This is a genomic window from Variovorax sp. W2I14 (genome assembly GCF_050435205.1).
GTDB lineage: Bacteria > Pseudomonadota > Gammaproteobacteria > Burkholderiales > Burkholderiaceae_C > Variovorax > Variovorax paradoxus_C.
The window spans coordinates 6,679,133-6,702,003 of record NZ_JBNDJX010000001.1; the positions used below are offsets into that span (position 1 = coordinate 6,679,133).

At 65.9% G+C, this 22,871-nt stretch carries 20 protein-coding genes; 12 read left to right on the plus strand and 8 right to left on the minus strand.

Annotation, left to right across the window (positions count from 1 at the left end; translation table 11 throughout):
• Positions 1-63: 63 nt before the first annotated feature.
• The 3 genes from groL to QF040_RS31120 all read right to left on the minus strand — a co-directional run bounded on the left by groL (position 64) and on the right by QF040_RS31120 (position 3,819).
• A complete protein-coding gene (groL, locus tag QF040_RS31110; protein ID WP_013539664.1) occupies positions 64-1,716 on the minus strand; it encodes a chaperonin GroEL in 1,653 nt (550 codons plus the stop codon).
• A gap of 51 nt (positions 1,717-1,767) precedes the next feature.
• Entirely contained in the window at positions 1,768-2,058 is a 291-nt protein-coding gene (locus QF040_RS31115) for a co-chaperone GroES (RefSeq protein ID WP_176660349.1), read from the minus strand.
• A gap of 171 nt (positions 2,059-2,229) precedes the next feature.
• A complete protein-coding gene (locus QF040_RS31120; protein ID WP_429614150.1) occupies positions 2,230-3,819 on the minus strand; it encodes a phospholipase D family protein in 1,590 nt (529 codons plus the stop codon).
• Positions 3,820-4,004: 185 nt separating this feature from the next.
• Here QF040_RS31120 and QF040_RS31125 point away from each other — a divergent pair, with 185 nt between their 5' ends.
• The 4 genes from QF040_RS31125 to QF040_RS31140 all read left to right on the plus strand — a co-directional run bounded on the left by QF040_RS31125 (position 4,005) and on the right by QF040_RS31140 (position 9,760).
• Entirely contained in the window at positions 4,005-6,101 is a 2,097-nt protein-coding gene (locus QF040_RS31125) for a TonB-dependent siderophore receptor (RefSeq protein WP_429614151.1), read from the plus strand.
• A 32-nt stretch (positions 6,102-6,133) separates the two neighbouring features.
• A complete protein-coding gene (locus QF040_RS31130) occupies positions 6,134-7,345 on the plus strand; it encodes a PepSY-associated TM helix domain-containing protein (protein WP_429614152.1) in 1,212 nt (403 codons plus the stop codon).
• Positions 7,342-7,545, plus strand: a complete 204-nt coding sequence (locus QF040_RS31135) for a hypothetical protein (protein WP_013539671.1) — start codon at positions 7,342-7,344, stop codon at positions 7,543-7,545. Before QF040_RS31130 ends, QF040_RS31135 begins: the two co-directional genes overlap by 4 nt.
• Positions 7,546-7,624: 79 nt before the next feature.
• Positions 7,625-9,760 (plus strand): TonB-dependent receptor domain-containing protein, encoded by a 2,136-nt coding sequence (locus tag QF040_RS31140; protein WP_429614153.1) that lies wholly within the window; start codon positions 7,625-7,627, stop codon positions 9,758-9,760.
• 25 nt (positions 9,761-9,785) lie between these two features.
• Here QF040_RS31140 and metK read toward each other — a convergent pair whose 3' ends face one another.
• Positions 9,786-10,970 carry a methionine adenosyltransferase gene (gene metK / locus QF040_RS31145; protein ID WP_101491032.1) on the minus strand — a complete coding sequence of 395 codons (1,185 nt, stop codon included), beginning with the start codon at positions 10,968-10,970 and terminating at the stop codon, positions 9,786-9,788.
• A 217-nt stretch (positions 10,971-11,187) separates the two neighbouring features.
• Between metK and QF040_RS31150 the strand changes: the two genes are divergently transcribed.
• Positions 11,188-12,084 (plus strand): lysophospholipid acyltransferase family protein, encoded by an 897-nt coding sequence (locus QF040_RS31150; protein ID WP_429614154.1) that lies wholly within the window; start codon positions 11,188-11,190, stop codon positions 12,082-12,084.
• Positions 12,081-12,965 carry a lipid A biosynthesis acyltransferase gene (locus tag QF040_RS31155; protein WP_429614155.1) on the plus strand — a complete coding sequence of 295 codons (885 nt, stop codon included), beginning with the start codon at positions 12,081-12,083 and terminating at the stop codon, positions 12,963-12,965. The genes QF040_RS31150 and QF040_RS31155 overlap by 4 nt, the downstream gene beginning before the upstream one ends.
• Positions 12,966-13,044: 79 nt before the next feature.
• Here the strand turns inward: QF040_RS31155 and QF040_RS31160 are convergent, their stop codons facing one another.
• Positions 13,045-13,956 carry an alpha/beta fold hydrolase gene (locus QF040_RS31160; protein WP_429614156.1) on the minus strand — a complete coding sequence of 304 codons (912 nt, stop codon included), beginning with the start codon at positions 13,954-13,956 and terminating at the stop codon, positions 13,045-13,047.
• 83 nt (positions 13,957-14,039) lie between these two features.
• On the minus strand, positions 14,040-14,798 hold the full coding sequence (yihA, locus tag QF040_RS31165; protein WP_429614157.1) for a ribosome biogenesis GTP-binding protein YihA/YsxC: 759 nt from the start codon (positions 14,796-14,798) through the stop codon (positions 14,040-14,042).
• A 70-nt stretch (positions 14,799-14,868) separates the two neighbouring features.
• On the opposite strand from yihA, the gene QF040_RS31170 reads away from it, so the two are divergent.
• The 5 genes from QF040_RS31170 to QF040_RS31190 all read left to right on the plus strand — a co-directional run bounded on the left by QF040_RS31170 (position 14,869) and on the right by QF040_RS31190 (position 20,978).
• Entirely contained in the window at positions 14,869-15,540 is a 672-nt protein-coding gene (locus QF040_RS31170; RefSeq protein ID WP_429614158.1) for a c-type cytochrome, read from the plus strand.
• Between the two features lie 116 nt (positions 15,541-15,656).
• Positions 15,657-17,828 carry a cytochrome c biogenesis protein ResB gene (locus QF040_RS31175; protein ID WP_429614159.1) on the plus strand — a complete coding sequence of 724 codons (2,172 nt, stop codon included), beginning with the start codon at positions 15,657-15,659 and terminating at the stop codon, positions 17,826-17,828.
• Complete coding sequence (ccsB, locus tag QF040_RS31180; protein WP_429614160.1) at positions 17,825-19,141, plus strand: c-type cytochrome biogenesis protein CcsB; 1,317 nt, start codon at positions 17,825-17,827, stop codon at positions 19,139-19,141. The genes QF040_RS31175 and ccsB overlap by 4 nt, the downstream gene beginning before the upstream one ends.
• A gap of 116 nt (positions 19,142-19,257) precedes the next feature.
• Complete coding sequence (gene msrP, locus QF040_RS31185; RefSeq protein ID WP_307643623.1) at positions 19,258-20,271, plus strand: protein-methionine-sulfoxide reductase catalytic subunit MsrP; 1,014 nt, start codon at positions 19,258-19,260, stop codon at positions 20,269-20,271.
• A 47-nt stretch (positions 20,272-20,318) separates the two neighbouring features.
• Complete coding sequence (locus tag QF040_RS31190; protein WP_429614161.1) at positions 20,319-20,978, plus strand: sulfite oxidase heme-binding subunit YedZ; 660 nt, start codon at positions 20,319-20,321, stop codon at positions 20,976-20,978.
• Here the strand turns inward: QF040_RS31190 and lysA are convergent, their stop codons facing one another.
• On the minus strand, positions 20,979-22,247 hold the full coding sequence (gene lysA, locus QF040_RS31195) for a diaminopimelate decarboxylase (protein ID WP_429614162.1): 1,269 nt from the start codon (positions 22,245-22,247) through the stop codon (positions 20,979-20,981).
• Positions 22,247-22,516: an LPS translocon maturation chaperone LptM gene (gene lptM / locus QF040_RS31200; protein WP_013539684.1), complete on the minus strand. Its 270-nt coding sequence runs from the start codon at positions 22,514-22,516 to the stop codon at positions 22,247-22,249. Before lptM ends, lysA begins: the two co-directional genes overlap by 1 nt.
• Positions 22,517-22,528: 12 nt before the next feature.
• On the opposite strand from lptM, the gene cyaY reads away from it, so the two are divergent.
• On the plus strand, positions 22,529-22,861 hold the full coding sequence (gene cyaY / locus QF040_RS31205) for an iron donor protein CyaY (protein ID WP_429614163.1): 333 nt from the start codon (positions 22,529-22,531) through the stop codon (positions 22,859-22,861).
• The last annotated feature ends 10 nt before the right edge of the window (positions 22,862-22,871 follow it).

Genomic DNA, 22,871 nt, shown 5'->3' on the forward strand with positions numbered 1-22,871 from the left:
TGCCCCCGGTAGGGGGTTGGCGTAGCGGACACGAAGTGCCGCGCAGCCTGGGGGCGAGCGAAATTACATGCCCATGCCGCCCATGCCGCCCATGCCGCCCATGTCGGGCATGCCGCCGCCGGCGCCGGACTCGTCCTTGGGTGCGTCAGCAACCATGGCTTCGGTCGTCAGCAGCAGCGAGGACACCGAAGCGGCGTTCTGCAGTGCGGTGCGGGTGACCTTCGTCGGGTCCAGGATGCCCAGTTCGAGCATGTCGCCGTACGTGTCGTTCGCAGCGTTGAAGCCGTAGTTGCCGGTGCCGGCCAACACAGCGTTCACCACCACCGAGGCTTCGCCGCCGGCGTTGTTCACGATTTCGCGCAGGGGCGCTTCGATGGCCTTGAGCACCAGCTTGATGCCGGCTTCTTGATCAGCGTTGTCGCCCTTGACCGAGTCGCCCACAGCTTGCTTGGCACGCAGCAGAGCCACGCCGCCGCCAGCCACGACGCCTTCTTCCACTGCAGCGCGGGTGGCGTGCAGGGCGTCTTCGACGCGAGCCTTCTTTTCCTTCATTTCGACTTCGGTGGCAGCGCCGACCTTGATCACTGCAACGCCGCCGGCCAGCTTGGCCACGCGCTCTTGCAGCTTTTCACGGTCGTAGTCGCTGGTCGCTTCTTCGATCTGAACGCGCACTTGCTTCACGCGGGCTTCGATGTCACCAGCAGCGCCGGCGCCGTCGATGATGATCGTGTTTTCCTTGCCCACTTCGATGCGCTTGGCTTGACCCAGGTCGGCCAGCGTCACCTTTTCGAGCGTCAGGCCCACTTCTTCAGCGATGACCTTGCCGCCCGTCAGGATGGCGATGTCTTCCAGCATGGCCTTGCGGCGGTCGCCGAAGCCAGGAGCCTTGACGGCCACGACCTTCAGGATGCCGCGGATCGTGTTCACGACCAAGGTAGCCAGGGCTTCGCCTTCGACTTCTTCGGCAATGATCAGCAGCGGACGGCCAGCCTTGGCGACTTGCTCCAGCACCGGCAGCAGGTCACGGATGTTGCTGATCTTCTTGTCGAACAGCAGCACGAAGGGGTTGTCCAGCAACGCCGATTGCTTCTCGGGGTTGTTGATGAAGTAGGGCGACAGGTAGCCGCGGTCGAACTGCATGCCTTCGACGACGTCGAGTTCGCTGTCGAGCGACTTGCCGTCTTCGACGGTGATCACGCCTTCCTTGCCGACCTTGTCCATCGCGTCAGCGATGAGCTTGCCGATGGTTTCGTCGCTGTTGGCCGAGATGGAGCCGACTTGCGCGATTTCCTTCGACGTGGTGGTGGGCTTGGAAGCCTTCTTCAGCTCGGCGACCAGGGCCGTCACGGCCTTGTCGATGCCGCGCTTCAGGTCCATCGGGTTCATGCCGGCAGCCACCAGCTTGAAACCTTCGCGAACGATGGCTTGGGCCAGCACGGTCGCGGTGGTGGTGCCGTCACCGGCGTTGTCCGAAGTCTTGGAAGCCACTTCCTTCACGAGCTGGGCGCCCATGTTCTGGAGCTTGTCCTTGAGTTCGATTTCCTTGGCCACGGACACACCGTCCTTGGTCACGGTGGGGGCGCCGAACGAGCGCTCGAGCACCACGTTGCGGCCCTTGGGGCCCAGGGTCACTTTGACTGCGTTGGCCAGGATGTTGACACCCTCGACCATGCGTGCGCGGGCTTCTCCGCCGAAGACTACGTCTTTTGCTGCCATGATGAATTAACTCCGAATGGATTGGATTGAATGAATCAAAAGGGAGAAGGCTTACTTCTCGACGACTGCGAACAGGTCGTCTTCCTTCATCACGAGCAGTTCGTCGCCATCGACCTTGACGGTCTGGCCGCTGTACTTGCCGAACAGGACGCGGTCGCCGACCTTGACGGTCAGTGCGGCCAGATCGCCCTTGTCGTTGCGCTTGCCCGGGCCGACGGCCAGGACTTCACCCTGATCGGGCTTTTCGGCGGCTGCGTCGGGGATGACGATGCCGGAGGCGGTCTTGGTTTCGCTGTCGATACGCTTGACGATCACGCGATCGGCCAAAGGACGAAGTTTCATTGCATCTCCTGGATATGGATAAGAAACGGGTTTGTGGTCGGGCGCCGGACCCGAAGGTTGGCGACCCATCGACTGGGGAGCGAGGGCTGTTAGCACTCATCATCAGCGAGTGCTAATCATAAGGGCAATCCGTGACCTTTCAAGGTCTGGGGGCTGCCGGAGGCCGGTCGCTTACAACTGGTCCGTGGGCACGAACCAAGAGAAGAGCAGCAGCTGCAGCCGGGTCAGCATGCTGGAATCCGGCTCGCTGTCGAGTACCTCGTTGTTGACGTCGCCGGTGCCAATCCACTGCACGTTCTGGCCGTCCGGCTTCAGCACCACGCGGTAGACGCCCTCGATGTCGTCCAGCTGGTAGGCGAAGAGCAGGGCCTGCGTCAGGTCGAAGCTGCGCACGCGCACGCCGAATTCGGTGTTCAGCAGCGCCGAGCGTGGATCCAGGTTCATGGAGCCCAGCAGCACCCATTGGCGGTCGACCAACGCCAGCTTGGCGTGCAGCCGGCCGCGCGCCTTCTTGAGCAGGTCGCGGAACTGGCCGCTGCGGCGCAGCTGCTGCGTGCTCACCTCATACAGGTTCACGCCCAGCTTGAGCATGTCGACGCGGTAGCGGTTGTAGTTGATGTTGACCAGCGGCTCGTCGCTGTCGGCAAGCGAATTGGTGATCACCGTGATGTTGATCCCGTGCTCGCGTCCCATGCGGATGCGCGCCATGCCCTCGTCGCCCGGGATGAAGTAGGGCGAGATCACCACCACGTTCGACTGCGCGGTGGCCAGCATTTCATGGAAGCGCTGCGCCAGCGATTCGGTGGGGCGCGCCATGACGCCCAAAGCCTTGTTGGGGCTGTCGGCGGTGGCATGCGCTTCGGCGCGCATCCACTTGGCTTCGTCGATGTTCGCCAGTTGCGCGGCCAGCGGCGGGTCGCCCAGCAGGTCAGTGGCGGGCAGCGGGTCGGGAGGCGGGGCGTAGCGTGGGGAGGTGTCGGTCTCGAACGCGGACTTCAGCTCGTCGGCCGTGCGGCTGGTGCCGGCGACCCGCTGCAGTGGGTAGACGACGTCGCTGTTCCAGTAGGTGTCGAAGATCGCTGCCGACTCCCGAACCACCGGGCCGGCCATGAGCACTTCGAAGTCGATGAAATTCGCGCTCTCGCTGCGCAGGAAGTATTCGTCGGCGAGGTTGCGGCCGCCGGCGATGGCCATGGCGCCATCGGCCACGAACAGCTTGTTGTGCATGCGGTGGTTGAGCCGCCGAAAATCGCCGAAGAACTCCAACCATCGGCCCGAGGAGTGGTCGCGCAGGTTGACGAAGGGGTTGAACAGGCGAACTTCGGCGTTGGGCTCGGCGGCCAGGCCCAGCAGAAGGCGGTCCATGCCGGCCGTGTAGAAATCGTCGAGCAAGAGGCGCACGCGCACCCCGCGCCGTGCCGCATCGCGCAGCTCCCGCAGCAGGAGCCGGCCGGTCTTGTCGTTGCCTAGCTGGTAGCTCTGCACGTCGAGCGAAGACTGGGCGCGCCGCATCAGCTCCAGCCGCGCATCGAGGGCGTAGGAGGCCTCGATCAGCGGCCGCAGGCTCGAGAGGCCGTCAGGCGGTGTGTTCAGGCTGATGGCGGCGCGGCCGAGCGCGGTGGCGGGGGAGGCTGCGATCGCCTCGGTCGGCGGTTCGGGTGTGCGCGGCGGGAGCCCGGCGCAGCCTGTCAATGCAAGGGCGATCAGCAGCAGCACCGGTGCGCGAAACGCAGGAATCAGAAAGGCGATGAGCTTGTGCATGAGACCTGCCGGCACGGAGAAATGTGCCCGCGGCATCGTAGCCGCTCTGCCCCGCGCCGAGGATGCAAATGCGCAACGCAACCCCCTTTGCCGCGCTTGGGGATTGGACAAATTGAGATTTTCTACCTACTAAAATGAGAATGCTTCTTAATTGACATTTGATAAACGCTTGGAGTGAGGTCGGAATGAAGAGGATGTTGGTGCGGCGGAGAGCCGCCTCGGTGCTGGTGGGATGCATGGCCGTTTACATGCAACACCAGGTGTTGGCCCAGACGGGAGCCCAGGGTTCGCTGCCGGAAGTGCGGGTCGATGCGAATGCAGAAGCTGAAACCGCCACGACGCCCGTCATCGGCTATCGCGCGAAGAACGCCGTTACCGCCACCAAGACCGACACGCCACTGTCCGAAACGCCGCAATCCGTCACCGTCGTGACGCGCGACCAGATCGTCGACCAGGGTGCGAACAACCTGCAGGACGCGCTCAATTACGCCGCCGGCGTGCGCTCCGACGCCTACGGCCTGGATTCGCGGACCGACTCCGTGCGCGTGCGCGGCGCCTACCCCGATATCTATCTCGACGGCCTGCGCCAGGCCTACGGCTACTACACCAGCACCACCCGAACCGACCCCTACACGCTGGAACGGCTCGAAGTGCTGCGTGGCCCCTCGGGCATGCTGTTCGGTGCGGGCACGGCCGCGGGCGTGGTCAACATGGTCAGCAAGCGGCCGCAGCAGGAGGCCCAGCGCGAAGTGGGCGTGCAGTTCGGCAGCTTCGGCCGCAAGCAGATCCAGGCCGACCTGACCGGCCCGCTCAATGCCGACGGTTCCCTCTCGTACCGGTTGATCGCCTTGCAGCGCAAGTCCGACACGCAGGTCGACTACGTGCCCGACGACCGCAGCCTGATCGCCCCCTCGCTCACCTGGCGGCCCAACGCGGCGACCTCGCTCACGCTGCAAGGCCTGTGGCAAAAGGACAAGAGCGGCAGCAGCTCGCAGTTCCTGCCGTGGGAGGGCACGCTGCTGCCGAACCCCAACGGGCGGCTGCCGGGCAGCCGCTTCATCGGCGAGCCGGGCGACTTCTACAACAGCGAGCGCAAGACCTTCGGCTGGCTGTTCGAGCACAAGTTCAACGACAACTGGACCGTGCGGCAGAACTTCCGCTACGCGCAGAACGAAAACGCCAACCAGTACCACTATGGCGCCGCGTTCAGCGGGTTCGACAGCTGGTCCAGCGATCCGATCTTCAAGCGCGTGCTGGGCCGCTACTTCGACAACCAGCTGACCCTCAACCGCACCCAGACGCTGGACAACCACGTCGAGGGCCATTTCCAGACCGGCGCCCTCAAGCACACGCTGCTGGTGGGAGCGGACTTCGCGCGCCAGCGCGAGAACGTCTGGAGCGGCACCAATGTCGACACCATCGATGTCTACGCGCCGGTCTATGGCCACCGCGACGTGCCCGACGCCACCGCGCTGCCGCGCACGCGCCAGCGCCAGACGGGCATCTATCTGCAGGACCAGATCAAGCTCGACAACTGGATCTTCGTGGCGGGCCTGCGCCACGACCGCGCCTCCTCCAGCGCCGTTGGCAGCGAGGAGCAAAAGAGCAGCGCCACCACCAAGCGCCTGGGCGTGATGTACGCGTCGCCTTCGGGCTGGTCGCCGTATGTGAGCTACAGCGAGTCGTTCACGCCGCAGTCGCCGCGCCAGGGGCGCATCTTCACGCCGCTGCGCGGCGAGCAGTGGGAAGTGGGCGTGAAATACGAGCCCAAGGATCGTGCCTTGGCCTTCAGCGCCGCGGTGTATGACCTGCGCGAAAAGAACCAGATCGTCGAGGAGCAGCCCAACGTGTTCTCACAGCGCGGCCTCACCAAGACCAAGGGCGTGGAGCTCGAAGCCAAGGGCTCGATCGGCTCCAACCTCGACCTGATCGCCCACTACAACTACACCGATGCCGACGCGCAGATCGAAGGCCTGCCCAAGCACCAGGCGAGCGTCTGGGCCAAGTACAGGTTCTCCGTTGCCGGCATGAGCGGCTTCTCGGCCGGTGCCGGCGTGCGTGCGATGAGCTCGTTCCGCGACGTCCAGTTCGGTGTCGGCCCGCGCATTCCGGGCGTCGTTCTGGCCGACCTCGTGTTCGCCTACGACACCGCGAACTGGCGCTATGCGCTCAACATCAACAACGTGACGGACAAGAAGTACTTCTCCACTTGCCTGTCGCGCGGTGACTGCTGGTACGGTTCGCGCCGCAACATCGTCGCAAGCGCAACGTACCGCTTCTAGACTCCGCCTTCAACCCACACAGCCGCAACGACATGAACAGCCGAAAGATCAAGACCTGGGCCTGGGTGCACAAGTGGAGCAGCCTCGTGTGCACGGTGTTCATGCTGCTCCTGTGCATCACTGGGCTGCCGCTGATCTTTCACCACGAGATCGGGCACCTGCTGGGCACCGAGGTCGAGGCGCCGAAGATGCCGGCCAACACGCCGCGCATCAGCCTGGACAAGGTGCTGGACATCGCCAAGGCGAAGCACCCCGATCGCGTGGTGCAGTTCGCCTCGCAGCCCGAGGACGACGACGGCCTGTGGTTCGTCACGCTCACGCCTACCCCCGCGCCTACCGAAGACTTCAAGTCGGTCGCGGTCGACGCGCGCACGGGCGTCGTGCTCGCTCAGCCGAAGTTCGACGAAGGCTTCATGTACGTGATGTTCAAGCTGCACGTCGACCTGTTCGCGGGGCTTCCCGGCAAGCTGTTCCTCGGTTTCATGGGGCTCTTGCTGCTGGTGGCCATCGTCTCTGGCGTGGTGTTGTATTCGCCCTTCATGCGCAAGCTCGACTTCGGCACCGTGCGGCGCGAGAAACGCCCGCGCCTGAAGTGGCTCGACCTGCACAACCTGCTGGGCGTCGTCACGCTCGTGTGGCTGTTCGTGGTGGGCTCCACCGGCATGATCAACACGTGGGCCGACCTGGTCATCAAGTATTGGCAGTACGACCAGCTCAGCACTTTGCTTGCGCCCTACAAGGACCAGCCGACGGTGCCGGTGGCCGAGCGCGGCTCCGTGCAGCGCTCGATGGAGGTGGCCATGCAGCGCGCGCCCGACACGAAGCTGTCGTTCATCGCCTTCCCCGGCACCGCGTTCTCGAGCCCGCACCATACGACCTTTTTCCTGCGCGGCAACGAGCCCTTCACTTCGAAGCTGCTGCAGCCGGTGCTGGTCGACGCCAAGACCACCGAGATCACGGCGGCACCGAAGCTGCCCTGGTACCTCACGGCGCTCCTGGTGTCGCAGCCACTGCACTTCGGCGATTACGGCGGCATGCCGATGCAGATCCTCTGGGCCTTGCTCGACATCGCGACCATCATCGTGCTGGGCAGCGGGCTCTACCTGTGGCTCAAGCGCGGCAAGACCGTGCCGGCCAGAACAGCCTCGAATGCGCCTGCAGCTTCGCCTGGCTCGGAGCGCGCGCCGCCCACGACATCGGGCGCGCAGCCCGACCCGGCACCGGCCATGAAGGTGCAGGCATGACGACGCACCACAAGACGCCGCACCAGTCGTTCTGGCGCATGTGGGGGTGGCCGATCGTGCTCGGCGTGCTGACGACCATCGGCCTCATCTCCGCGCTCTTCAGCGACGGCGGGTTCGGCGACATGCTGGCTTGGGTCGCACTCGGCATTCCGGTCGTCGTGTGCGCCTGGTACGGCTGGCGCCGCGCGCCGGCGGACTGACTTCGCCGGTTCCGTTGCCCGGCGCCGGTCGGGTTCCCGATAGGCAGGGCGCTCGCCGCACCGACGCAGAATCGGTGCAATGACCGCTGCATTCGCCACCACCTTTCGCCTGTTGATCCTGGGCATTCCCCTCGCCGCACACGCCCAGCAGCAGGAGCTTCCAGCCGAAACGGCGAAGGGCCAGCTGCGGGAGGTCACCGTCTCCACGCCGCGCGGAGAGGTGGCACCCTTCAACGTCCCCGGCTCGGTCGACCGCATCGATGGTGCGGAGATGCGCGACAGCCGCCTGCAGGTCAATCTCTCCGAAAGCCTCGGCGCCGTGCCGGGGCTGCAGGTGCAGAACCGGCTGAACTACGCGCAGGACCTGCAACTGTCGATCCGCGGCTTCGGCGCGCGCTCGACCTTCGGCGTGCGCGGCGTGCGGCTTTATGTCGATGGCATTCCGGCCACCTTGCCCGACGGGCAGGGGCAGACGTCGAACATCGACATCGGCTCCGTTGATCGCGTGGAGGTGTTGCGCGGGCCGTTCTCGGCGCTCTATGGCAACTCATCAGGCGGCGTGGTGCAGGCCTTCACCGCATCGGGCGAAGGTGCGCCGCGCCTTTCGTATGCCGTGGCCGGCGGCAGCTTCGGCACCTGGCGGCAGTCGATGCAGATCAGCGGCTCGCAGGGCGCGGTGGACTACCTGCTGGGCGCCAGCCGCTTCCACACCGACGGATGGCGCGAGCACAGCGCCGCGCGGCGCGACATCGCCAACGGCAAGCTGGGCATTGCGCTGGACAACGGCGACAAGCTCACGCTCGTGCTCAACAGCGTGCGCATCGACGCGCAGGACCCGCTGGGCCTGACCGCCGACCAGTACGCGCGAGCGCCCCGCAGCGCGCCGCTCGCGACGCAGTACGACACGCGCAAGACGGTCGAGCAGACGCAGCTCGGCCTGCTCTACGAGCGGCGCATCGACGCGACGCAGGGGCTGCGTCTCATGGTCTACGGCGGCGAGCGCAAGACCACGCAGTACCAGTCGATCCCTCCCTCGGCGCAGCAGAACCCGCTGCATGCGGGCGGGGTGATCGATCTCTCGCGGCAGTACGGCGGCATCGATGTGCGCTGGACCGCCGCGCTGCAACTCGCCGACCGGCCGCTCGACGTGGTGGCGGGCCTCGGCTACGACAGCCTGCGCGAGCGCCGCCGCGGCTACGAGAACTACCTCGGCAGCGTCGCGAACCCGTTGCTGGGCGTGCAGGGGCGCCTGCGTCGCAGCGAGCGCAACGAGGTCTGGAACCTCGACCCCTACGCGCAGGCCACCTGGCGCTTCACCGACCGCTGGACGCTCGAGGCCGGCGTGCGCCGCAGCAGCGTGCATTTCGCATCGAACGACCGCTACATCGTGGGCGCGAACCGCGACGACAGTGGCACCGCGCGCTACAGCAAGACGCTGCCGGTGGCGTCGCTGCGCTATCAGGCGACGCCAGACCTCGCGCTCTACGGCTCCATCGGCCGAGGATTCGAGACGCCGACGCTCAACGAGCTCTCGTACCGCTCGGGCGGCGCGAGCGGCCTCAACTTCGCGCTGCGGCCCTCGGTGAACGACAGCATCGAGCTGGGCGCCAAGGCGCGGCTCGCCGGCGGGCTGTTGACGGCGGCCCTGTTTCAGACCCGCACGCGCGACGAGATCGTGACCGACACCAACGTCGGCGGCCGAGCGACCTTCCAGAACGCGGGGCGCACACGGCGCAACGGCTTCGAGCTCGGCTGGCAGCACGAGACGTCGAACCACTGGCGCACGCAGCTGGCCTACACCTGGCTCGATGCGACGTACCGCGATGCGTTCTGCTCGCCGTCGCCGTGTGCGGCAGCCAACACCGTGGCCGGCGGCAAGCGCATTCCGGGCATCGCGCGGCAGTCGCTGTTCGCGTCGCTCGGCTGGGTGCCGCCCGAGGGCTGGCGCGCCGGTGTCGAGATGCGCGCGCTCGGCCGCATCCAGGCGAACGACGTCAACACGGCGAGTGCGCCGGGCTATGCCGTCGCGGCGCTGTATGCGGGCTATCTGAAGAAATGGGAGCGCTGGGAATTCAACGCCTTCGCGCGTGTCGACAACCTGTTCGACCGGCGCTACGTGGGCTCGGTCATCGTCAACGAGGGCAATGCGCGCTATTACGAACCCGCGCCGGGCCGTAACTGGACGGTTGGCCTCAGCGGTGCGTACCGCTTCTGACGACCCACCGTCTTTTTCTATCTACTTACTTGAGGCCGGCTGCTGCGCGCAGTGCAGCCGCTTGCGTCGTCGCTTCCCAGGTGAACTCGGGCTCTTCGCGGCCGAAGTGGCCGTAGGCGGCGGTCTTCTGGTAGATCGGGCGCAGCAGGTCGAGCATCTGGATGATGCCCTTCGGGCGCAGGTCGAAATGCTCGCGCACGAGTTCGGCGATCTTCTCGTCCGAGATCACGCCCGTGCCTTCGGTGTAGACCGTGATGTTCATCGGCTGCGCCACGCCGATCGCGTACGCGACCTGGATCTGGCACTGGCGCGCAAGGCCCGCGGCCACGATGTTCTTGGCCACGTAGCGCGCGGCATAGGCGGCCGAGCGGTCGACCTTCGACGGGTCCTTGCCCGAGAACGCGCCGCCGCCGTGCGGGCAGGCGCCGCCGTAGGTGTCCACGATGATCTTGCGGCCGGTGAGGCCGCAGTCGCCCTGCGGGCCGCCGATGACGAAGCGGCCGGTCGGGTTGATCAGGTAGCGCGTGTTCTGCAGCCACTCCTTGGGCAGCACGGGCTTGATGATCTCTTCGATGATGGCTTCGTTGAACGAAGCCTTCATCTTGGTCGAGGTCTCGCTCTGGTCGGGGCTGTGCTGCGTGGAGAGCACCACGGTGTCGATGCTGTGGGGCTTGCCGTCCACGTAGCGCATCGTGACCTGGCTCTTGGCGTCGGGGCGGAGGAACGGCAGGCGGCCGTCCTTGCGCAACTGGGCCTGGCGCTCCACGAGGCGGTGCGCGTAGTAGATCGGCGCGGGCATCAGCTCGGGCGTTTCGTCGCAGGCGTAGCCGAACATCAAGCCCTGGTCGCCGGCACCGGTGTTCAGGTGGTCGTCGGAGGCGTGGTCCACGCCCTGGGCGATGTCGTTGGACTGCTTGTCGTAGCAGACCATCACCGCGCAGCCCTTGTAGTCGATGCCGTACTCGGTGTTGTCGTAGCCGATGCGCTTGATGGTGTCGCGCGCGACCTGGATGTAGTCGACGTGCGCGTTGGTCGTGATTTCGCCGGCGAGCACCACGAGGCCGGTGTTGGTCAGCGTCTCGGCGGCCACGCGGCTGCGCGGGTCCTGCTCGAAGATCGCGTCCAGGATGGCGTCCGAGATCTGGTCGGCGACCTTGTCGGGGTGGCCTTCGGAAACGGATTCGGAAGTGAAGAGGAAGTCGTTCGCCATTTTTCAAAGCTCCTTGAAGTTGATTGGCGCGTTGCCAACTCTGCGGAGCCCTGGCGAACGCTTTAGCAGATGCCGAGTAATCGGCGGGACACAATCGCTTTTGCGCTTGTGGTTGTCGCCCTGCAAGTTGTTCCGTAACTCGGCGACAATTTGCATTCTATTAGAGCCGCGCAATACCATGCGCGCGCGTCCGTTTTTTGACTCCCTTTCCCGTTCAATGATCACCCTGTTTCGCCTGCTCGCCCGCGTGCCGATGCCGTTGATGCATCGCCTGGGCGCCATGCTGGGCTGGCTGGTCTGGTTCGCTGCGCCGGACTACCGACGCCGATTCAAGGCCAATGCCGAAAGCGCGGGCTTCTCGCCCGATCAATACCGTCCCGCCATCGCCGCCGCCGGTCACATGGCGTCCGAGCTGCCCTGGTTGTGGCTGCGGCCGCAAGGGGAAAGCGTGCTGCCCCGCGTCGTGCGCTGGGAAGGCGTCGAGGCCTTCGAAGCGGCCATGCGTGCGAAGAAGGGCGTGATCCTGGTCGCGCCGCACCTGGGCAGCTGGGAGATGTGCGGCCAAGCCATCGGCGAGCGCTTCTTCGAGGCCTTCGGGCCGATCACCGCGCTGTTCCGCCCCGCGCGCAAGAAGTGGATGGCCGACCTGATCGCCGCGGGCTCGCGCGACCGGCCGGGCCTGCAGACGCTGCCGACCAACAACACCGGAGTGCGCGGCTTGATCCGCACGCTGCGAAGCGGCGGCTACACCGGCATCCTCCCCGACCAGGTGCCGCCAGCGGGGCAGGGCGTGTGGGTGCCATTCCTCGGCCGGCCGGCCTACACCATGACCTTGCTCCCGCGCCTCGCGCAGCAGACAGGCGCGGCGTGTTTTCTCAGCGTGTGCGAGCGGCTGCCACGTGGTGCGGGCTACGTGATCCGCTTCGAGCCGATCTTGGGCACGGCGCTGACCGATCCGAAGGCCACCGTTGAAGATGCAGCCGCGGCGATGAACGACGGCATCGGCCGCCTGATCCGCAGCCTGCCCGGCCAGTACGTCTGGGACTACGCGCGCTACAAGGAGCCGCGCGCCGACCGGGCCGTCGCGGCCGTCGCCGGGGAGCAGGCGCCATGAGCCTCAGCTCCCGACTCGGTATCGGCTTCATGCGGGTGCTCGCCCCGCTGCCCCTGCCGTTGGTGCGCGGCTTCAGCAAGATCCTCGGCCGCGTGCTGCACACCATCGCCGTGCCGCGGCGGCGCGTGGTCGACCGAAATCTCGCGCTTTGCTTCCCCGAAAAATCCGAGGCCGAGCGCCGCGCCATCGCACGCGAGACCTTCATCTTTGTCGCGCAGTCATGGCTGGACCGCAGTTGGCTCTGGCATGCGCCGGAGAAGGTGGTGGCGAGCCGCTTGAAGATCGTGGGTTCCGAGTCCGAGATCCGCGAGATCGCCGAGGGCGACGCGCCGATGATCCTGTTCGCGCCGCACTTCTACGGCCTCGATGCCGCGGCCACCGCGCTCACCATGCACACCGCACGCCCCTCGGCCACGATCTACACGACGCAGCGCGATCCGATGGTCGACGCCTGGATCCGCGAAGGCCGCACGCGCTTCGGCGACGTGGCGGCGCTCAACCGGGTGGACGGCATCAAGCCGGTGCTCTCGGGCCTGCGCAAGGGCGGCCTGCTGTACCTGCTGCCCGACATGGATTTCGGACGCGACCAGACGATCTTCGTGCCGTTCTACGGCGTACAGGCCGCGACCGTGCCTTCGCTCTCGCGCTTCGCGCGCCTGGGCAAGGCCAAGGTGGTGCCGGTGGTGGCGAAGCTCACGCCCGGCGGCTACGAGATCGAGGTGAAGTCGGCGTGGCAGAACTTCCCCACCGACGACGTCGAGGCTGACACGGCCCTCATGAACGAGCGGCTGCAGGACTACATCGACACGATGCCGTCGCAGTACTACTGGGTGCATCGCCGCTTCAAGACCCGCCCTGACGGCGAGCCGAACATCTACTGAAAGCCAAACCCGTTCACGCTGAGCTTGTCGAAGCGCCGCGCAGGGCTTCGACAGGCTCAGCCCGAACGGTTTCCAGGAATCAACTGCGCTGCAGGAAGGCCTCGATCTCGCGCGCGACGAGTTGCGGCTGCTCGTGCACGATCCAGTGGGTCGCGTTGGGCACCTTCTTGACCTCGAGCTTCGGCACGTAGTCCTCCAGCCCATCGAGCAACCCCGGCAGCAGCGCCGCGTCGTCCAGCGCCCAGAACACGAAGGTCGGCACGTTCACCGTGAGCCGTTCGTGCGGCAGCACCGGAATGCCGTCGATGGTCTGGCCCGGCAGCGGCGGCTTCATCGGCGTCACGCGGTAGAGGTTGCAGGCGCCGGTGAGGCCCGCGCTCCAGACCTCGCGGTACTGTTGCTTCACTTCTTCGGTCAGCCAGCCGAAGCCATCGGGACCGGCCTTCATCAGCGTGAAGAAGGGCCACATGCGCTTGAAGTCGTCGGCCGCGAGCAGCGCTTCGGCGTCGGGGCGCGCGAGGAAGTTCATGTACGCGCTGGCCTGCTGCTGCGCTGCGCTGTTGCGCAGTTCGCGCGTGAAGGTGCCCGGGTGCGGCGAATTGATGATGACCAGCTTGCCGATCTGCGCCGGGAACGCGTTCGCGTAGCCCCAGGCGAAGGCGCCGCCCCAGTCGTGAGCGACCAGCGCGGCCATCTTGCCGTCGGCGCTTTCGGTGGCGACGAGTTGCTGGATGTCCTGGATCAGCAGGTGCGCCTTGTACTCGGCCACCTCGGTCGGCGCGCTCGATTTCTCGAAGCCGCGCAGGTTGGGCGCCACGCAGCGGTAGCCGCCGTGGGCGGGGTCGGCGAAGTAATCGAGCAGCTCGTCCCAGATGAACGCGGCCTCGGGAAAGCCGTGCAGGAACACCATCAGCGGCTGGCCCGGCTTGCCGCTCGCGCGGCAGCTCAGGCTGGTGCCGTTGGGCAGGCTGCGTTGGAAGGTCTCGATCATGCTTCGTGTCTCCTTGGGTTGACTGTCGCTATTTTTTTGATAGTGAGCTGAGCAGGCGGGACGGTCAATGCAGCCGTTCGGCCTCAGGTTTCTTCCGGTGACTCCGGTGTTTCCTGCGGCTCCTGCGATTGGGCCGGCGCAGCGCCGCCTTCCGGATGCACCCATTGCCACAGCAACTGGGCTGCGTCGCCGACACCCTGCTTCTTCAGCGCCGAGAACAGTTTGACCTCGCCGCCGCCGGCCTGGAGTCGCGTAATCGACAGCACCTTGGCGGCTTCGCTGCGCGTGAGCTTGTCCGACTTGGTCAGCAGGATCAGGAACTTGAGGCCTTGCTGCACGCGCGGGCGGATCACATCGAGCAGGATCTCGTCGAGCTCGGTCAGACCGTGGCGCGGATCGCACATCAGGACAACCCCTCGCAGGCTTTCGCGTGTGATGAGGTAGTTGCCCATCACGCGCTGCCAGCGCAGCTTGGCTTCCTTCGGCACGGCCGCGTAGCCGTAGCCGGGGAGGTCGGCCAGCACCGCGTCGTCGACCTTCTGCTTGCCGATGCCGAACAGGTTGATGTGCTGCGTGCGGCCCGGTGTCTTCGAGGCAAAAGCCAGGCGCGTCTGCTGAGTGAGGGTGTTGATGGCGGTCGATTTGCCGGCGTTCGATCGACCGACGAAAGCGATCTCCGGGAGGTCGACGGGAGGCAGGTGTTCCAGTTGCGGAGCGCTTGTGAGGAAGTGGGCGGTGTGCAGCCAGCCGAGGGCCACGCGCTCGCGTTCGGCGACCTGCGGGTCCGCGGCGGGCGCCGCGCGGGGGGGATAAGCGGCGGACTTGGCGCGCGGGGAGGTCATCAATGGGCTTTCGGAACGGGGCGCCATTGTAGAATCGCGGGGTTTTGCGCCATAAATCTAAGCCCCCGATATGAAGTTGTTTGCCAATATTCTGCTTGCAGCCCTCTTGGGTAGTGCAGTCAGCGCGAGTTTTGCAGCCGATGAACATGCAGCGGCCCCCGCGGCGGCGGCGGCCAAGCCGGCCAAGCCCGATCCCGCCAAGGGCGACACGGTGTTCAACGCAACGCCGGCCAACAGCCAGAGCTGCGCTTCGTGCCACAACGCCGACGGCAACTCGGCCATCGCGGCCAACCCGAAGCTGGCGCAACAACATCCCGAATACATCCTCAAGCAGCTGCAGGACTTCAAGTCCGGCGCCCGCAAGAGCGCGATCATGAAGCCGTTCGCGTCGGCGCTGTCCGAAGAAGACATGCGCAACATCGCCTGGTTCGTCGGCTCGAAGAAGGTCAAGACGGGCTTCTCGAAAGACAAGGACACCATCGCCCTCGGCGAGAAGATCTACCGCGGCGGCATCGGCGATCGCCAGATCCCCGCCTGCGCCGGCTGCCACAGCCCGAACGGCGCCGGCATTCCCGCCCAGTACCCGCGCCTGGGTGGCCAGAACGCCGAATACACCGTCGCCCAGCTCACCGCCTTCCGCGACAACGTGCGCAACAACAGCCTGCCGATGACCGGCGTTGCCGCCAAGCTCAACGATCGTGAAATCAAGGCCGTGGCCGACTACATCGCCGGCCTGCGCTGACCCTGCGCTTTCCAGCGTGAACTAACCGCCAACAACAATCCCAAACAAAGGGCGGGCCGATCCAGGAGGATGGCCCGCCCTTTTGCTTTTTTCCCCTTTTTTCAGCGCCTCACCCGATGTCAGTCTCCACCCATGGCCTTCGCGTTCATCGCGGCCCGCAAGTGCTTCGCGCGGCGGTGGAGCTGTTCTCGTCGATGCGCTTCGCGATCGCGCTGCTCACCGTCATCTGCATCGCCTCGATCATCGGCACGGTCATCAAGCAGCATGAGCCGATCAACAACTACATCAACCAGTTCGGGCCGTTCTGGGCGGAGCTCTTCCGGGCGGCGCGGCTCGATTCGATCTACAGCGCCTGGTGGTTTCTGCTGATCCTGCTGTTCCTGGTGATCAGCACCACGCTGTGCATCGCGCGCAACACGCCGCGCATCCTGGTCGACCTGAAGACCTTCAAGGAAGACATCCGCGCGCAGAGCCTGAAAGCTTTCGGTCAGCGCGCCGAGAACACGCTGGCGGAAACGCCGGATGCGGCCGCCAACCGCATCGGCCAACTGCTGGTGAGCGGCGGCTGGAAGGTCAAGCTGCAGCAGCGTGAGGGTTCAGGCGACGGCAAGGCCGCGCCGGGCTGGATGGTCGCCGCGCGTGCGGGCGGCGCGCACAAGCTGGGCTACATCGCGGCGCACAGCGCCATCGTGCTGGTGTGCATCGGCGGCCTGCTCGACGGCGACCTCGTGGTGCGCGCGCAGACCTGGTTCAACGGCAAGAGCGTGTTCACCGGCGGCGGCATGATCGCGGACGTGGCGCCCGAGCACCGGCTCTCGGTCAACAACCCGACCTTCCGCGGCAACATCCTCGTGCCCGAGGGCGGGCAGGGTAGCGTGGCGATCCTGAACCAGGCCGACGGCGTGCTGCTGCAGGAGCTGCCGTTCTCGATCGAGCTCAAGAAGTTCATCGTCGACTACTACTCGACCGGCATGCCCAAGCTCTTCGCGAGCGAGGTGGTGCTGCACGACCGCGAGACCGGCGCACAGGTGCCGGCGCGCATCGAGGTGAACCACCCCGCGAGCTACAAGGGCGTGGAGATCTACCAATCGAGCTTCGACGACGGTGGCTCCAAGGTAAAGCTCAAGGCGGTGCCGATGGCGGCCGCGGCCAAGCCCTTCGAGGTCGAGGGGATCATCGGCGGCCCGAGCACCGAGATCACCAACGGCAAGGACAAGCTCACGCTCGAATACGCCGCGCTGCGGGTGATCAACGTCGAGAACTTCGCCGATGGCGGTGCGATGGGCAGCGGTGCCGACGTGCGCAAGGTCGACCTGCGCCACAGCCTCGAATCGCGCCTGGGCGCGGCCAACAAGACCAACAAGCCGAAGGTGCTGCGCAACATCGGCCCGAGCATCGGCTACAAGCTGCGCGATGCTGCGGGCCAGGCGCGGGAATACCAGAACTACATGGTGCCGGTCGACACCGGCGACGGTCAGCCGGTGTTCCTGCTGGGCATGCGCGAGAAGCCCGAGGACCCGTTCCGCTACCTGCGCGTGCCGGCCGACGAACAGGGTTCCATGGACGGCTTTGTGCGCATGCGCACCGCGCTCGCCGACCCCGACACCCGCGCGCGCGCCATCGAGCGCTACATCGCCAAGGCAACCGATCCGAAGCGGCCTGAAATGGCCGAGCAGCTGCGCGTGTCGGCCACTCGCGCCCTTGCGCTGTTCTCGGGAAGCGAGCGCGCCCGTGCCGATGCCACGACGGCCGGCGGCTGGCAGGCAATTGCCGAATTCATGGAAGTCAACGTGCCCGAGGCCGAGCGCGAACGTGCCGGCGCGGTGCTGGTGCGCATCCTCAACGACGTGCTGTTCGAAGTGCTCAACCTGAGCCGCGAAGGCGCCGGCCTCGCTGCTGTGCCGAGCGACGACAAATCGCAGGCCTATCTCACCCAGGCGGTGCTGGCCATCAGCGATGCGCACTTCTACCCGGCGCCGGTCGCGATGATGATGACCGACTTCACCCAGGTGCAGGCCAGCGTGTTCCAGGTGGCGCGCGCCCCTGGGAAGAACGTCGTCTATCTCGGGTGTCTGTTGCTCATCGTCGGGATTTTTGCCATGCTGTACGTGCGCGAGCGGCGACTCTGGGTGTGGCTCACGCCCGGTGGAGCGGCTTCCGGAGACAACGCAACGGCCGCCACGATGGCCTTCTCGGTCAACCGCAAGACGATCGACAGCGACCGCGAATTCGAGCACCTCAAGCACAAGCTGCTCGCGCTGAACAAAACAGAACCAGAGACACCATGAACACCACGACCCTCACGCTCAATGAAAGCTGGCTCTCGCGCCGGAACCTGTTCGACTGGGTGTTCGCGGCGCTGGTGCTGGCGGGCGGACTGTTCGCGTTCACCCGCTATGCGGGGTCGATGGACTATTACGAGAAGCCGATCCTCGCCGCCGCGGTGATCGCGATGATTTCCATCGGCTGGTTCTGGCGCCCGCTGCGGGTGCTGGCGATCGTAGTGGCTACGGCCTCGTTGCTGGCGATCACCTCCTACCAGGGCGACCTGGCGCGCGCCGACTCGGTGTTCTGGCTCAAGTACTTCCTCTCGAGCCAGTCGGCCATCCTCTGGATGAGCGTGCTGTTCTTCATGAGCACGGTGTTCTATTGGCTCGGCTTCTTCGGCGGCAAGCAGGCCGATACCTTCGATGCGATCGGCTCGCGCCTCGCTTGGGCAGCGGTAACGATGGCGCTGATCGGCACCATGGTGCGCTGGTACGAGAGCCACCAGCTCGGCCCGGACATCGGCCACATCCCGGTGAGCAACCTGTACGAAGTGTTCGTGCTGTTCTGCTGGCTGACGGCCGCGTTCTACCTCTACTTCGAAGAGCGCTACAACACGCGCGCGCTCGGCGCCTTCGTGATGCTGGTGGTGAGCGCCGCGGTCGGCTTTCTGCTCTGGTACACGATCGTGCGCGAGGCGCATGAAATCCAGCCGCTGGTGCCGGCCCTGCAGAGCTGGTGGATGAAGCTGCATGTGCCCGCCAACTTCATCGGCTACGGCACCTTCGCGCTTGCGGCCATGGTGGCGTTCGCCTACCTCATCAAGGAGCAGGCGACCGAGACCCGCTGGTACAAGCTCACGCCGATCTGGCTCCTGGGCGTGGCGCTGTGCTTCGTGCCCGTGGCGTTTCGCCAGCGCGTGCAGGAAGCCGGCGGCAGCTATTGGGTGATCTATGCGGGCATCTCGGCGCTGATCGCCGCGGGCATCCTGCTTGGGCGCAAGCGCATCGCGGCGCGCCTGCCGGCCAACGAGGTGCTCGACGACGTCATGTACAAGTCGATCACCGTCGGCTTCGCCTTCTTCACCATCGCCACCGTGCTCGGCGCCCTGTGGGCCGCCGATGCCTGGGGTGGCTACTGGAGCTGGGACCCGAAGGAAACCTGGGCGCTGATCGTCTGGCTCAACTACGCGGCCTGGCTGCACATGCGGCTCGTGAAGGGCCTGCGCGGCACGGTGGCCGCGTGGTGGGCACTGGGCGGGCTGGCGGTGACCACCTTCGCCTTCCTGGGCGTGAACATGTTCCTGAGCGGGCTGCACAGCTACGGCACCCTGTAAGCGCGGGCTTTCAGCCTTTCGCGAAGAATTGAAACCACGCGCCGCCATGGCGCGTAACCAAACCAGGGCGTGTCACGAACTACCCTGAGACCAACGATTCACGCGAAAGGCCTGTCATGTCGTTCCATTCCCGCTCGCACCGCCGCGACACCAGCGGCTTCATCCATCCGCTGTCGAGCGAAATCACGCCGCGCGCCGCCTACGAAGGCCGGCGCGACCTGCTCAAGCTGATGGCCACGGGCGCGGCCGGTGCGGCACTGGCCAGCTTTGCCGGGCGCGAGGCCTTCGCCCAGGCGACCGGCCCGCACAAGCTGGCGCTGCTGCCCGCCGTCAAATCGACGGTGCCTGGCGCGCAGACCATGGACAAGCTCACCGACTACAAGGACGCGTCGAGCTACAACAACTTCTACGAGTTCGGCACCGACAAGGGCGATCCGGTCAAGAACGCCGGCACGCTGAAGACCCGCCCATGGACCGTCGAGGTCGAGGGCCTGGTCAAGAAGCCGGGCAAGTACGGCATCGAGGACCTCCTCAAACTCAGCGCGCAGGAAGAGCGCATCTACCGCCTGCGCTGCGTCGAGGGCTGGTCGATGGTCATTCCGTGGATCGGCTATTCGCTGGCCGAACTCATCAAGAAGGTCGAGCCGCAGGGCAATGCCAAGTTCATCGAGTTCGTGACGCTGGCCGACCCGAAGACCATGCCCTTCGTCGGCTCGCGCGTGCTCGACTGGCCCTACACCGAGGGCTTGCGCATGGACGAGGCGATGCATCCGCTCACGCTGCTGTCCTTCGGCATGTACGGCGAGGTGCTGCCCAACCAGAACGGCGCGCCGGTGCGCCTCGTGGTGCCATGGAAGTACGGCTTCAAGTCGGCCAAGTCGATCGTGAAGATCCGCTTCGTCGAAAAAGAGCCGAGCACCGCCTGGAACAAGGCGGCGGCGCAGGAATACGGCTTCTATTCGAACGTGAACCCGAACGTCGACCATCCGCGCTGGAGCCAGGCGACCGAGCGCCGCATCGGCGACGGCGGTGGCCTCTTCGCAAAGCGCAACAAGACGCTGCTGTTCAACGGCTATGAAGCGCAGGTCGGCCAGCTGTACGCGGGCATGGACCTGAAGAAGAACTACTGAGGCGGGCGCGCACCCCTGCTGCCCGCAGGGGGCGCGACCCGAACGCCATGAACAAGCTGCTGCTCCATCCCGCCGCCAAGCCCCTCGTCTTTGTGCTGTGCCTGCTGCCGTTCGCGTGGCTCGCCTACGGCGTGGTCGTTGGGGAATTGGGACCCAACCCTCAGGAGTACCTGATCCGCGCGACCGGCGACTGGACGCTGCGCTTCATCTGCATCGTGCTGGCGGTGACGCCGCTGCGCGTCATCAGCAAATGGAACGCGCTCGCGCGCTTTCGCCGCATGCTGGGCCTCTTCGCGTACTTCTACGTGGTGCTGCACCTCTTGTGCTACAGCGGGTTCGACATGGGCTTCGAATGGGGCGAGATCGCCAAGGACATCGCCAAGCGGCCGTTCATCCTGGTGGGCTTCTCGGCCTTCGTATTGCTGACGCCGCTCGCGGCCACCTCGTTCAATCGTGCGATCAAGGCAATGGGCGCGAAGCGCTGGCAGATGCTGCACAAGCTGGTGTATGTGATCGCCGGCCTGGGCCTGCTGCACTTCTTCTGGATGCGGGCGGGCAAGAACAACTTTGCGGAAGTGTTCGTCTACGCCGCGATCATCGCGGTGCTGGTGGGATGGCGCGTGTGGAACTACGCGAGCAAGCGGAAGGCGAAGAACGCACCCGCAGGTGCGCGCGGCGGCGAGAAGCCGCTGCGCAGCACCAGCTAGTCAGACCAGCTCGTTGCGCAACTGGTCTTCCATCGTCTCGCGGCGACGGATCAGCGTGGCACTTTGGCCGCTCACCAGCACTTCGGCCGCACGCGGACGCGTGTTGTAGTTGCTGGACATGCTCATGCAGTACGCGCCCGCCGACAGCACGCCGAGCAGATCGCCGGCCAGCACGTTGAGTGCGCGATCGCGGCCGATCCAGTCACCGCTCTCGCAGACCGGGCCGACGACGTCGTAGGTCGGCGCATCGCCCGCGCGGATGCGCAGCGGCACGATCTTCTGGAAGGCCTGGTACATCGCGGGGCGCGGCAGGTCGTTCATTGCCGCATCGACGATGCAGAAATTCTTGTCTTCGCCGGGCTTGGTGTAGAGCACCTCGGTCACGCACACGCCCGCGTTACCGACCAGCGAACGGCCGGGTTCGATGACGAGCTTGCGCGCGCCGAAGCCACGTGCGTCGAGCTTGGCAAGCAACTGCTGCCAGAGGTCATCGGCCTTGGGCGGCACTTCGCCGTTGTAGTCGATGCCCAGGCCGCCGCCGAAGTCGAGGTGATGGATCGGCACGCCGGCCGCCTCGATCGCCTCGACCAGGTCGAGGATGCGATCGCAGGCATCCAGGTACGGAGAGGCTTCGGTGATCTGCGAACCGATGTGGCAATCGATGCCGACCACCTCAAGGCCCGGCAGCCTGGCGGCATGGCGATAAGCCTCGACAGCGCGGTCATGCGCAATGCCGAACTTGTTGCCCTTGAGGCCGGTGGAAATGTAGGGATGCGTCTTCGGATCGACGTTCGGATTGATGCGGATGCTGATCGGTGCACGGCTGCCTTCGGCCAGCGCCACTTCGTTCAGCACGTCGAGTTCGGCTTCGCTCTCGACGTTGAAGCAGGCGATGCCGGCGGCAAGGGCCTGGCGCATTTCCGCACGTGTCTTGCCGACGCCCGAGAAGATGATCTTCTTCGGATCGGCGCCTACAGCCAGCACGCGGGCAAGCTCGCCGCCAGAGACGATGTCAAACCCGCAGCCCGCTTCAGCGAACACGCGCAGCACGCCGAGCGACGAATTGGCCTTCATCGCGTAGCAGATCAGGGCGTCTCGGCCTTCGAAGCCGCGCTGGTAGGCGGCCAGCGCGTCGAGCATCCATTGCTTCGAATAGACGAACAGCGGCGTGCCGTGTTCGCGCGCCAAGGCGTCGAGGGCCAGCCCTTCGACATGAAGGGCGCCGTCGCGGTGGGCGATATGGGGATGGCCGGGCAGGGAGGCGTTCATCACTTGGGCGCTCCGTTGCCGGTGGTGGCTGCGGCCGGCGCGCTGCTGGCGGCGGCAGGCTTGGGTGCCGCTTGGCTGGAAGAAGCGCTGGAGTCGCCGGGGGTGATCAACTGCGGCAAGGTGGCCCGCTGGGCCGCTGCCGGATCGTTCGGCAGATACAACGCACCGCGCTGGCCGCAGGCGGCGAGCCCGGCGGCCGCAGCGGCGATGCAAACCATGAGCACAGTGCGGCCGCGGGCGGTCACTAGAATTTGGCGAACATTCAACATAGCGAAATTGTAATGACCGACACCGAGTACATGGACCGCGCCGAAGCCGCGCTTGCTGCGATCGAGCGAGCCTGCGATCGCATCAACGACGCGACCGACGCCGATCTCGACAACCAGCGGGTGGGCGGGATGATCACGATTTCCTTCCAGAACGGGAGCCAGCTGATCGTGAACCTGCAGAAGCCGCTGCAGGAGATCTGGCTGGCCGCGCGCTCGGGTGGCTATCACTACCGGCACGACGGCCAGGCCTGGGTCGACACCAAGACCGGCGAGGAATTCTTCGGCAACCTCTCGCGCGAAGCGAGTCTTCAGGCAGGCCAGCCGCTGGCGTTCGCGGCCGCCTGATTCGCTGTCG